The sequence below is a fragment of the Flavobacterium sp. genome (genome assembly GCF_024642105.1).
In the GTDB taxonomy this organism is placed as follows: domain Bacteria; phylum Bacteroidota; class Bacteroidia; order Flavobacteriales; family Flavobacteriaceae; genus Flavobacterium.
In genome coordinates this window covers 1-12,230 of the sequence record NZ_JAHEBT010000010.1, presented here as the reverse complement: position 1 = coordinate 12,230, position 12,230 = coordinate 1, and the positions used below count along the sequence as shown (strand labels likewise).

Here is a 12,230-nt window from a genome sequence, read left to right as displayed (position 1 = left end):
AAGGTTCGACTTTGGCGTATTCTCACGGTTTTAATATTGTTGAGGAAGGAATGCAAATTCGTAAAGACTTAACCGTTATTATGTGTGCTCCAAAATGTCCAGGTTCTGAAGTTCGTGAAGAATACAAAAGAGGATTTGGAGTTCCAACTTTAATTGCGGTTCACCCAGAAAATGATCCAAATGGAGTAGGTTTGGCACAAGCTAAAGCGTATGCAGTAGCAACTGGTGGTCACAGAGCAGGAGTTTTACGTTCTTCTTTTGTAGCTGAAGTAAAATCAGATTTGATGGGAGAACAAACTATCCTTTGTGGTTTGTTGCAAACAGGTTCTATTTTATGTTTTGACAAAATGGTAGCTGAAGGTGTAGATGCTGGATATGCTTCTAAATTAATTCAATACGGATGGGAAACTATCACTGAAGGATTGAAACATGGTGGTATCACCAATATGATGGATCGTTTGTCAAATCCCGCTAAAATTGCTGCTTTCAATGCTGCTGAAGAATTAAAAGACATTATGCGTCCGTTGTTCCAAAAACACATGGATGATATCATTTCTGGTCATTTTTCTAAAACAATGATGGAAGACTGGGCAAATGACGATAAAAACTTATTGGCTTGGAGAGCGGCTACAGGAGAAACTAATTTCGAAAAAACACCTGCTGGTGATTTTGAAATCTCGGAGCAAGAATATTACGACAATGGAGTATTGATGGTAGCGATGGTAAAAGCGGGAGTTGAGTTGGCTTTTGAAGCGATGACTGATTCTGGAATTATTGAAGAATCTGCTTACTACGAGTCATTACACGAAACACCACTTATTGCTAACACTATTGCAAGAAAGAAATTGTTTGAAATGAACCGTGTAATTTCTGATACTGCGGAGTACGGATGTTATTTATTTGACCACGCTTGTAAACCATTAATTGCTGAATACGTTAAAAATGCACCATCTAATTTAGTAGGTCGTCCATTTAATAACGGAAATAATGGTGTTGATAATAAAGAGTTAATTGAAGTGAATAGCATTATTCGTAACCACCCAGTTGAAGAAGTGGGAGCTTGGTTAAGAGAATCAATGACTGCAATGAAAAAAATTGTATAGTAATACAATCAATACAGGAATTACACATTTAATGTATGGTAATCAGCATTATGTCATCATAAATCCCAAATTTTGAATTAGTTAGCAATTTTGAGACTAATAGATATAAAGTAATGCAAATTACAATCACTTCACTTATAATTTTAAGTGAAGTGATGTAATTCCTAACATAAGCAAATAACTAATTGTTGTTGAATTTTGTTCGTAAAAAGCGAGATAGTTTGTACTATCTCGCTTTTTTAGTTTTCATCAAAACAAATAAAAAATACAAAAATCAGCTATATTGTTAAATAAAACCGATTTTATTCTATTTTGTTAAATTATTCACATTAATTAATGAAATAAAATATTTTAACGGTAACAATAGATTTAATACTTTTATAAAAAATAAATGAAACATGAGTTACTATAAAATCGACAACTTTGAACAGTACTTCAAACACTACAATAAATCGATTCGCGAACCTAGAAAATTTTGGGGTAAAATAGCAGAAGAAAATTTTACTTGGTACCAACAATGGGACAAGGTAGTGGATTTTGATATGGCTGAAGCCGACATTAAATGGTTTACAGAAGCTAAAGTCAATATTGTAAAGAATTGTATCGACAGACACCTAGCCAAAAGAGGAGAGAAAACGGCGATTATTTTTGAACCTAACGATCCATCGGAAGCAGCACAACATATTACTTATAATGATTTGTATGAGCGAGTAGGCAAAATGGCCAATGTTTTAAGAGAGCAAGGCATTAAAAAAGGAGATCGTGTTTGTATTTATTTACCAATGATTCCGGAATTGGCAGTCTCAGTTTTAGCATGTGCAAGAATAGGAGCTATTCACTCCGTTGTTTTTGCAGGATTTTCAGCTTCAGCGGTTACTTCAAGAATTATTGATTCTGAATGTAAAATGGTTATTACTTCTGATGGTGGCTATCGTGGTAATAAAACAATTGATTTAAAAGGTATTATCGATGAGGCCTTAGTGAATTGCCCTTCTGTTGAGAAAGTATTGGTTGCCAAAAGAACCAATACCAATGTGAATATGAAAGAAGGTCGTGACCAATGGTTACAACCTCTTTTAGATGACGCTTTGACTAATAATGTGGCCGAAATAATGGATGCAGAAGATCCTTTATTTATCCTTTATACTTCAGGATCAACTGGTAAACCAAAAGGAATGGTGCATACTACAGCAGGATATATGGTGTATACTGCTTATACCTTCAAAAATGTTTTTCATTATGAAGACAATGATATTTTTTGGTGTACTGCCGATATTGGTTGGATTACAGGTCACTCGTACATTCTTTACGGACCCTTATTAAACGGAGCTACTACCGTAATTTTTGAAGGAGTTCCTTCGTATCCAGACTTTAGTCGTTTCTGGGAAGTGATTGAAAAACATAAAGTGACTCAATTTTATACGGCTCCAACAGCGATTCGTGCTTTGGCAAAAGAAAGTTTGGAGTACGTACAAAAATTCCCTTTTAAGTCTTTAAAAGTAATTGGATCAGTAGGAGAGCCTATCAATGAAGAAGCTTGGCACTGGTACAACGACCACGTAGGAGGGAAAAGATGTCCAGTAGTCGATACGTGGTGGCAAACTGAAACAGGAGGAATCATGATTTCGCCTTTAGCCTTTGTAACACCTACAAAACCAACTTATGCAACGCTTCCTTTACCAGGAGTTCAACCGGTTTTAATGGATGATAAACGCAACGAAATTGAAGGAAATCAGGTAGTAGGTAGTTTGTGTATCAAATTTCCTTGGCCAGGAATTGCGAGAACTATTTGGGGTGACCATCAACGTTATAAAGACACTTATTTCAGTGCTTTCCCTGGAAAATACTTTACTGGAGACGGTGCTTTACGTGACGAAGTGGGTTACTACAGAATAACAGGTCGTGTCGATGATGTTGTGATTGTTTCTGGACACAATTTAGGAACAGCACCAATTGAAGATGCTATCAATGAACACCCAGCGGTGGCTGAATCAGCTATTGTAGGTTTTCCTCACGACATTAAAGGAAATGCATTATATGGTTATGTGATTTTGAAAGAAACAGGGGAGTACCGTGATCGAGATAACTTGAGCAAAGAGATTAACCAACATATTTCAGACCATATTGGTCCTATTGCTAAATTGGATAAAATCCAATTCGTTACAGGATTACCAAAAACTCGTTCTGGAAAAATTATGCGTAGAATTTTGCGTAAAATCGCCGAAGGAGACTTCTCTAATTTTGGAGATACGACTACATTATTAAACCCAGAAGTGATTGAGGAGATTAAAGCAGGAAAATTATAAATGATTAATAAATCAAATAAAAAAGGGGATTATCTAATGATAATCCCCTTTTTTATTTTAATCCTAATCGTGATTTTAATTTTAAGAATAACAATCCCATTTTATACGCTTCTTCAGAAGCTGAATTTCTGTCACTTACAGGAACATTGTATAAAGTACATAATTCATCTAAAGTAAATTGTTTGTCATTGATATCGTGTAACCTACGATGCATAATTTCAAGATCAAGAGGTTCATTTTTCAATCGCCCACAATCTAATTTTTCTAATGCCGTGTTAATTATTTCAACGTCAGTATCAATACGATAGCCCACCAAAGTAGCATTACCAATATACTGTAACAAAGCTTCTATTGCTTCGGGTTCTCCTAATTTTTTCAGTTTACTTTCTACTATGAATTCGTTAGAAAGTCCATTATCATGAAGGAATTTGTATTGTAATAAAACTACTTCAAAATTATCTCCAATAAGAACACTATCATTAACCACTCCAAAACATCCAAAGGATAAAATAACATCTTTGCTTGGGTTTAATCCTGTTTTTTCAGTAGATAGAATTACGTATCGATTTGATTTTTTTTCAAATTTGGATAAGTATTCCTTCCAAAATTCAGGATGTTCTTTAGTAATATTTTTAAGCCAATCTAACATAATTATGAAAATTGAGTAAGTTGGAATTTATCTTTAATTAACTCTTCTAATTCTCTCATTGGAGCTAGCGCATTTTTCAATCGTTCTTTATCCATTTTATTTAATTCGTTCAAATTGATATATTGTCCAGAATCTTCATTTTTTAGTCCTTCAATAGTTCTAAATTTCGATAGAGTTAAAAAAGCCTCGGCACAATTGATATAAATTTCAGCATTTCGAGGGTCAGCGATGGCTAATTGTTTGAAACGAGAATACGTATTATTAACACCTTTGATAGCATAACTTAAGGCAAAAAGACGCGCACTATCAATGAGTGGAAGTAAGGCGCGTGATTTAATGTCAAATTTGTCTTTGTTAGGACCTTCTTCTTCAACAATAAATTTCTTGAAGAAACTAAGCGGTGCATTATTTCGTAAGGCATCATTACCAAGAAAATCAAAGAATAAAGTGTTGTTTTTAGCATTTTTATAAATCACATTCTCAATTGCTTCTTCAATTTTTACTTCTCCAAAAGCCATTTCATAATCAAAGAAAATACTACTTAAATCATTGCTATTTTTACCTGGAGTATTCATCCAACTGTTGTACTGGTTTGTCCAGTCGCTCAGTGATTTACACCAAAGTGTATTGCTGCCCATATGACCATTTGGACATAATGAATACCCTATTTTTTCTAAATTGGCTGTAGAACGTTTGGCTAACTTTAAGAAATAATCTTTGACCTCTCTGTATTTATCAGGAACTACATCTTCAAAAACTAAAATACTATCTTGATCTGTTAATAATAATTGTTCTTTACGACCTTGGCTACCAATGCACAACCAAGCAAAACGAGCAGGAGGGGAGCCTAAGTCTAAAATAGCTAATTCAACAGAACGTTTGATTAGTGCCAAATTAATTTCGCTGGCAATATTGTAAACATGGAAGAGAGGAATGTTCTTATGAATAGAATTCTGAATAATATCAGTTAATCGATCACGTAGCATTTTCAAATCGTCAGCAGATTGAGTACGTTTAATTTGTTTAATTAAAACACCCGGATTATTGGCTTGCGAAACAATTAAATCATGCTCGGAGATAATTCCTTTTACTTCAGATTGATTGGTTCCGTCAGTTGTTGCTATCAAATGCGTTACATTGTTTTTTAACATTACCAGTTGTGCTTCAGCCAAAGAAATGTTTTCTACTACAGTCACAACAGGATTCGACATAATTTTATCAATGGTAGCTGTGATAGGGAAGCGACCCGTTGCAATTTTCGTACTCATATCGGTCTGAGTAGTAATTCCGATAGGAATGTTATTATTGTTGCAAATAATAATACTATTTGAAAGGTTTTCAGCCATTGTTTTTGCTACGTCCATAACGATAGCATCAGCTGTAGTCGTTAGCGGAATTCTATTGTAGGTTAGCGACTGAAAATACTGCATATCAGAAGATTGTTGGTCGGAATAGACCACATTGTCTGAAAGGAGTTTACCTCGAATATTCTTATCATTCGGGTTATTGGTGTTAGTTGCAAAACTTTCTAACAAGAAATCTAAAACATTAGGATTGTTAGCTACAAAAGGTCTGAAAGTAGCAATAGGAATGGCATATACAATACTTTCTTCACGAGCTTTTGCCGTCATCATGTAATTGTTTTTGGCAAAAAACGGACGTAACCCAAAAATATCGCCTTCGTGACATTTGTTCAATAAAGTTTCCTCAGCATCAGCAATAACAGACAAATGAATCACACCAGAAGCGACAACATAAAAGCAATCGTGTAATTTATCATCAATTTGGAATAAGGTTTTGTATTTTTCCAAATTTACAACTCGAATATTGGTCGCAATTTCAGACAATTCTTCAAAGTTCAAATTATCGAAAGGCGGATATTTTTTTAAAAAGTCGGCTAAATGCTCTGCAACAGTATTCATATTTTCTAGAAATAAATTTTGAATGCTAATTTAAAAAAATAATACTGTGTTAGCAATAGGAAGAATAGAATACTATTAACTAATTTATTAGGTTAATTGTTGATAGATAAGGCTTTTGAAATATTCTATTTTACATAATATAAATTATAGTTCAATATTATAATTATTTGAAATAGAACTGAATTCAGTCTTTTATATAAAAGATTATCTTTTTTGCTTTTTAACAGGCTGTTCTGTTGTACCATTCATTTGTTGTAAATGATTGGCCAACAATTTTTCTATTAATTCCTCTTTGGTTAAATGATGGAAAATAGTTTTTACTTTAGTTTTTAGCTCTGAATCAACTTCGTGATTGGGTTTTGTTTTAAAGATTTTTTTGGCCCACAACAAAGTATTATTTTCTTCAATACTGGCTACTGTTGGTTTTTTAAACTCAGAAAATTGAATTCCTAATTCTTTTTCAAAATCAGCAATTTCTCCAACTTCTTCAGCTTGCAATACGGTTAACGAAAGTCCTTTTGCTCCAGCTCTTGCCGTTCTACCACTACGATGCACATAAGCTTCGTAAACATCTGGTAAATGGTAATTCACCACAAAAGAAACGTCAGCAACATCAATTCCTCTTGCTGCCAAATCAGTTGCAATCAAAAGGTTAATATGTCCTTCGCGAAATTGCCCCATGATTCGGTCACGAATTCCTTGAGATAAACTTCCGTGTATGGCACCAGATGAAAATTTATTAATGGCTAGATTTTTGGCTAGTTTATTTACAGCAGCTTTGGTTTTACAAAAAATAATGCCTCGTTCACCATCTCTAGAATTTAAAAAATGCATCAAAACATCTAATTTTTCAATAGGATCAACCACAATATATTGATGATCAATACCTTGATTGCCGATGGTTTCCATGTTAGCACTAATTTCGACTACATTTTTTGATAAGTAGTTCTGAATCAACTGTTTTATAGCACCTGGTAAAGTAGCTGAAAACAAAAATGTTCTGTGTTTTTTAGGTAATTCAGCAACAATTTCATCCAAACTTTCTTTTAGAATACTAACCATTTCGTCTGCTTCGTCAAGAACTAAAAATTGGGTTTCTTTTAAATCAATTGCTTTTCGTTGGATCAAATCAATCAATCTTCCAGGAGTTGCTACGACAATATGTGTAGCTGTTTTAAGCCTTTCTATTTGAGGTTTTATAGGGATTCCTCCACAGGTTGCGGCAATAGAAATTCCGTTAATATTTTTTGAAAATTGTTCTAAATTAGTATGGATTTGGTGACCCAATTCACGTGTTGGCACCAAGATAACGGCTTGTACTACCGCTTTTTCAATTTGAATTAATTGCAAAAGTGGTAATCCAAAAGCAGCTGTTTTTCCAGTACCAGTCTTTGCTAATCCTACTATATCTGTAGTGTTATCCAGTAATTGTGGAATTACTTTTTGCTGAATCTTTGTTGGTTCAACAATTTTCAATTCAGTTAATGCTTGTACTATTGGATTTGAAATTCCTAATTCAGAAAATTGTTTTGCCATGGTTTCAGTTTTTATAAAGGATTAAATCATTAAATTTAATCGGCTTCATTCATTATTTTTTCGCGGTACTTCTTCCCTATCAATACCGTTAATTTCATTTTATAATCTTCTACTAACCATTCGCGGTAATTTTTACTGCATTGGCTTAAACATTTAGAGAAACGTTTTACACGACATTCAATATCCTCTTCTAATTCTCTTGCTAGTGTTTTTGCTGACTGTAAATCTTCGGTATTATCAACACACATAGCAGCGTGTTGTTCCAAGGATTTTTCCAATACGACTTTAGAACGCAAATTTTGACGAATGGCCATTTTATGTTCTTCGTCAATATCAAATGTAACCACTTTGGTTTTACTAAATTTTGCTCGTAATTCAGGAGGCATTTCATATTTAAAATACATCTCAATTTCGGCATCATCACGAAGATTTTCTAAATAATACTCTGGTGATTTGAAGATGTGTTGCCAATTGACAGGATCACTCCAAAGTCCAAATCGCGCGGCATTATTCCCTAAATCTATAACCGTAAATTCGTCTTTATTTTCTAATTTTCGAGAACCACGCCCAATCATTTGGAAATACAATGTTAATGATTTAGTAGCTCGGTTCAATATTATAGTTTCAACCGTTGGTTCGTCAAAGCCTGTAGTTAAAATTCCAACAGAAGTTAAAATAGCATTTGGGGTGTGTTTGAACCAATGTAAAATATCTTTACGTTCTTCATTACTACTCGTATTATCAAGATGTCTTACATCATAACCTGCTTCCCTGAACGTTTCATAAACATAAAGTGAAGTATTGATTCCATTGTTAAAGATTAAGGTTTTCTTCCCTAGTGATTTTTCGGTATACGCATGCAATAATTTCTCTTGCATCGCCATATTAGTATATAAATCATCGGATGATTTTACAGTGTAATCTCCGTTTATACCCACTTTTAATGAGGTCAAGCCAACATCGTAGCTGTAAGTGATAGCTTTTGCTAAGAAGCCTTTGTTTATCAACGATTGGATAGTATCTCCTACGATTAATTCATCGTAGTTTTGGTGCATCGGTAATTTTATGTTGGAACTTAAAGGAGTTGCTGTAACTCCTAAAATAAAGGCTTTTTTGAAAGAACTTAATAGTTTTCGAAACGAATTGTAATGCGCCTCATCAATAATAACCAATCCAATATTATCCAAATGTAATTTTTCATCGTTGATACGATTTTTAAGCGTTTCAACCATAGCTACAAAACACGAATAATCATTTTGATCAGGTAGCTCTTTTACATTGCTATTGATGATTTTGTTTTTCACTCCAAAACCTTTTAGCATTTTAGACGTTTGCTTACACAATTCGATTCGATGTGTTAGCACCACTACTTTTTTGTCGTGTTTTTTAATATAACGACGAACAATTTCAGAAAAAATAACAGTTTTTCCACCACCAGTAGGCAATTGATACAATAAATGATGTTGCGGAGAGGCATTATCTATGCGCTCAAAAATAGAGTCTATGTCTCCTTTTTGGTAATCATAGAGTTCCTTTCTTTCTTCAAATTCTGTTTCTAAAGTGTTTTGAGGCATTGCTGTTTTTAGATTTTTGCAAAAGTACGCCTAAAAAACAGTTATTGGGCTATTTTTAATTTAAAAAAATAGCCTTCAATTAAAAAATAAGTTTCACGAAATGATTTAGAATTCTAAACGAGAAATAATTCGTTCAAACTCATATTCATTCCCCCATTTTTGATGTAATGTTTCTTGGTAAATGGTGCTAATTCTTGTTTTAAATTCGCTGTAAATACCATTCGAAATTATAAATTCTACCGCTTGTTCAAAGGAATTGAACATACTCTTGTAGAATAACTCTTGTTTTATGAGGTTTTCTCCTGAATAAGTTTGAGCAATTTCAATGTTATAGAGCATTACATCAGCAATAACAAATGGATCAACACCTAAAACTATGAAATGTTTGATTAACTTTTGAGCTACCGAACGTCTCATTTTAGGTTTACTTCGTCGTCCTAATTTTTTTATGGGGAAATATTCGTTCGAAATTTTGAGTTTACATTCTTGTAAAAGAGCGTCTTCTTTTGGATTGAATACAAAGTTATAATATACTTTAACTGGATTGAATTTTTCATACAATTCTATGATTTGTTCTTCCAATTGCTCTTTGTTCAATTCAGATAAATATTTTTTTAAATCGCGTTTGCTCATAATTATCGATGCTAAGTTGGCAAAGGTAAATTACTTTAGGAATTCATGCACCTAAAATCAATGTTATTACTTAATTTTGAGAATTAAATTCATAAAATAAATTGATGTTGAAGTTTTTTAAAATAATCGCTTTACTTGAAGGGACGTCCCTCCTACTATTATTGTTATTTGCAATGCCAATGAAATATATGTTTCATGAGCCTATTTTTGTTAAAATCATAGGAATGGCACACGGAATTCTTTTCGTTGCCTATATTATTATGGCAATTATGCAAAAAATAGAATCCAATTGGTCTTTTAAAACGTTGGGTATTATTAGTATCGCATCGGTAATTCCTTTTGGGACATTTTATATAGATAAAAAATATTTAAAATAAAATTATGAACTCAAGAGACTCATTTTTAAAAGAATTTCGTGGAGGAACATTAGGGAAAATTAGTGATGAATCTTCTGTAGAAGAGGTATTCCAGAACACCACATTGCGTCCTATTCTGAAATTGCAAAATGATTTAATTCTTCTTGTTTTCCAAAACTACATTAGGAAAAATAATATTCCTTTCAATAATTTTTCAGTAGATAAAAAAATGAGCACTATTGAAACGATAATTACTAAAGATATTCAATTGCAAAATACACTAAAAGGTATTGTATTAGGATTATTTACTTCAGATGAATGTGTTTTTTATTCTAATACTATTTCAAGTTGTAATAAAAGAATAAGAGCAATGCTTATTGAAAGATTGCAAAGTCAACTGCAATTATTGTAATTTTAATCTACTTTTTACGGCTAGTATATTTGATTATATTGTTTTAAATCAGCAGGTTAATTTAAAAAACAATCTACTTTTTTTTCTGCAACTCTCTTTTTATTGCATAAAGCAGTTAATTTTACCTTCATGAAACGAAATCGTTTTCTAAAGATTTACTTTATTTTTTTAGAATTTCATACGAACGAGTTGATAAGTACAAATCTTATTATGTCATTTTAACGCATTGAAAATGATTTTAAGTTATTCTGAAATTAAAAATGTAATCTTATGATTACAAATAAATCTTGATAAAGAGAAAAAATGCTACTTTTTTCAAATTCAATAAAGGAGTAAACATAAATATGTAATTATAAAAGCTATAAAAAATCATATTATTCAATACTTTTTTATCAGAATGTCTTAAAAAAATGAAAAAAATTGAATTCTGTCAACAAATTAACATTAAAAAAGCGAATCTGTTTTTTTATTTATTATTATTGTAAGTAACTAATAACACTCTATTAACATACTAATTAACACATTAAAATAAACCAAATGGAAAGAAGAGAAGCACTAAAAAGAGTTGCCTATTTAATGGGAGGAGCCATTTCAGCAACCACAATGGGCGTTTTATTCGAAAGTTTTACAGTTTTAGATAAATCTAAAATGGTTAACTTTTCAGTATCTGACGAAGCAATTCTGGCTGAATTTGCTGAAATTATTATTCCAACCACGGCAGCTTGTCCAGGAGCAAAAGAAGCTGGATTAGGCGCTTTTATTCCGAAAATGATTAGAGATTGTTATCCTGCTAATTTACAAGAGTTGTTTGCAACGGGATTAAAAGCAATGGATGAAAATTGTATCAAAACTTTCGGAAAAAACTTTGTTTCATTATCCGATGTTGAACGTAAACAAATTGTTACAACGCTTAGAGATGAGGCTGTTGCTAACCACAGACAACCTTCATTCTTTGTAATTGCTAGAGATTTAACCATTTTAGGATATTATTCATCTGAAATTGGATGTACACAAGCTCGTGAATACTTATTAATTCCGGGTAGATATGACGGAAATGCACCTTTGGAACCAGGCCAAAAAGCTTGGGCTACTTCATAACCTATTAATTGTACAAATTAGTTTAAACTCAAAAAAATATACATCGTGAATATCAATACCAATTTAAAAGAACAAAATACTTATGACGCAATCGTTATAGGTTCAGGGATAAGTGGCGGTTGGGCTGCAAAAGAATTGACTGAAAAAGGTTTACGCGTTTTAATGTTAGAACGTGGAATGAACATAGAACATGTTACTGATTATGAATCTGCTATGAAAAATCCATGGGATTTTGAACACGCAGGCCGAATGACACAGGAACAAAAACGAACTCATCCAGTTCAAATTAGAGATTATCCGTATCAAGAAGCCAATGAAAAATGGTGGGTAAATGATTTAGAATGTCCCTATACAGAAGAAAAACGTTTTGACTGGTATAGAGGATTCCACGTAGGAGGAAAATCATTAATGTGGGGTCGTCAAAGTTATCGTTTTAGTGATGTTAATTTTGAAGATAACAAAAAAGATGGTCATGGAAATGACTGGCCTATTCGTTATAAAGATTTAGCACCTTGGTATGATTATGCAGAAAAATTTGCTGGAATCAGTGGGCAAAATGAAGGTTGGCCAATGTTACCTGATGGTCACTTTCTTCCACCAATGGATTTGAACTGTGTTGAAAAATCAGTAAAAGAAAGAAT

Annotated in this window: 11 protein-coding genes; 6 read left to right on the top strand and 5 right to left on the bottom strand. The window is 32.7% G+C overall.

Features of this window, described 5'->3' with window-relative positions; genetic code table 11:
- Positions 1-1,103 (top strand): ketol-acid reductoisomerase (ilvC, locus tag Q0L65_RS03480; protein ID WP_296683485.1); only part of this gene is annotated, 1,103 nt, incomplete at its 5' end.
- A 398-nt stretch (positions 1,104-1,501) separates the two neighbouring features.
- A complete protein-coding gene (acs, locus tag Q0L65_RS03475) occupies positions 1,502-3,409 on the top strand; it encodes an acetate--CoA ligase (protein WP_296683483.1) in 1,908 nt (635 codons plus the stop codon).
- 52 nt (positions 3,410-3,461) lie between these two features.
- Here acs and Q0L65_RS03470 read toward each other — a convergent pair whose 3' ends face one another.
- The 5 genes from Q0L65_RS03470 to Q0L65_RS03450 all read right to left on the bottom strand — a co-directional run bounded on the left by Q0L65_RS03470 (position 3,462) and on the right by Q0L65_RS03450 (position 9,723).
- Positions 3,462-4,058, bottom strand: coding sequence for an exonuclease domain-containing protein (locus tag Q0L65_RS03470; protein WP_296683479.1), 597 nt, complete (start codon positions 4,056-4,058; stop codon positions 3,462-3,464).
- A 2-nt stretch (positions 4,059-4,060) separates the two neighbouring features.
- Positions 4,061-5,980: a DUF294 nucleotidyltransferase-like domain-containing protein gene (locus Q0L65_RS03465; RefSeq protein WP_296683476.1), complete on the bottom strand. Its 1,920-nt coding sequence runs from the start codon at positions 5,978-5,980 to the stop codon at positions 4,061-4,063.
- 204 nt (positions 5,981-6,184) lie between these two features.
- Positions 6,185-7,516, bottom strand: coding sequence for a DEAD/DEAH box helicase (locus tag Q0L65_RS03460; protein WP_296683473.1), 1,332 nt, complete (start codon positions 7,514-7,516; stop codon positions 6,185-6,187).
- A 35-nt stretch (positions 7,517-7,551) separates the two neighbouring features.
- Positions 7,552-9,090, bottom strand: a complete 1,539-nt coding sequence (locus Q0L65_RS03455; protein ID WP_296683471.1) for a DEAD/DEAH box helicase — start codon at positions 9,088-9,090, stop codon at positions 7,552-7,554.
- Between the two features lie 105 nt (positions 9,091-9,195).
- Complete coding sequence (locus Q0L65_RS03450; protein ID WP_296683469.1) at positions 9,196-9,723, bottom strand: DUF6155 family protein; 528 nt, start codon at positions 9,721-9,723, stop codon at positions 9,196-9,198.
- A gap of 104 nt (positions 9,724-9,827) precedes the next feature.
- Here Q0L65_RS03450 and Q0L65_RS03445 point away from each other — a divergent pair, with 104 nt between their 5' ends.
- From Q0L65_RS03445 to Q0L65_RS03430, 4 genes are all read left to right on the top strand, one after another.
- On the top strand, positions 9,828-10,100 hold the full coding sequence (locus Q0L65_RS03445; protein WP_296683466.1) for a DUF3817 domain-containing protein: 273 nt from the start codon (positions 9,828-9,830) through the stop codon (positions 10,098-10,100).
- A gap of 4 nt (positions 10,101-10,104) precedes the next feature.
- Positions 10,105-10,491 carry a glyoxalase gene (locus tag Q0L65_RS03440; RefSeq protein WP_296683464.1) on the top strand — a complete coding sequence of 129 codons (387 nt, stop codon included), beginning with the start codon at positions 10,105-10,107 and terminating at the stop codon, positions 10,489-10,491.
- 537 nt (positions 10,492-11,028) lie between these two features.
- A complete protein-coding gene (locus Q0L65_RS03435; RefSeq protein WP_296683461.1) occupies positions 11,029-11,589 on the top strand; it encodes a gluconate 2-dehydrogenase subunit 3 family protein in 561 nt (186 codons plus the stop codon).
- Between the two features lie 45 nt (positions 11,590-11,634).
- Positions 11,635-12,230: NAD(P)-binding protein (locus Q0L65_RS03430; protein ID WP_296683459.1), on the top strand; the 596-nt coding region annotated here is incomplete at its 3' end.

Excerpts from the sequence above, each read along its gene's own strand:
- acs (WP_296683483.1), top strand. The coding sequence starts at position 1,502 with ATGAGTTACTATAAAATCGACAACTTTGAACAGTACTTCAAACACTAC.
- Q0L65_RS03470 (WP_296683479.1), bottom strand. The coding sequence starts at position 4,058 with ATGTTAGATTGGCTTAAAAATATTACTAAAGAACATCCTGAATTTTGG.
- Q0L65_RS03465 (WP_296683476.1), bottom strand. The coding sequence starts at position 5,980 with ATGAATACTGTTGCAGAGCATTTAGCCGACTTTTTAAAAAAATATCCG.
- Q0L65_RS03460 (WP_296683473.1), bottom strand. The coding sequence starts at position 7,516 with ATGGCAAAACAATTTTCTGAATTAGGAATTTCAAATCCAATAGTACAA.
- Q0L65_RS03455 (WP_296683471.1), bottom strand. The coding sequence starts at position 9,090 with ATGCCTCAAAACACTTTAGAAACAGAATTTGAAGAAAGAAAGGAACTC.
- Q0L65_RS03450 (WP_296683469.1), bottom strand. The coding sequence starts at position 9,723 with ATGAGCAAACGCGATTTAAAAAAATATTTATCTGAATTGAACAAAGAG.
- Q0L65_RS03445 (WP_296683466.1), top strand. The coding sequence starts at position 9,828 with ATGTTGAAGTTTTTTAAAATAATCGCTTTACTTGAAGGGACGTCCCTC.
- Q0L65_RS03440 (WP_296683464.1), top strand. The coding sequence starts at position 10,105 with ATGAACTCAAGAGACTCATTTTTAAAAGAATTTCGTGGAGGAACATTA.
- Q0L65_RS03435 (WP_296683461.1), top strand. The coding sequence starts at position 11,029 with ATGGAAAGAAGAGAAGCACTAAAAAGAGTTGCCTATTTAATGGGAGGA.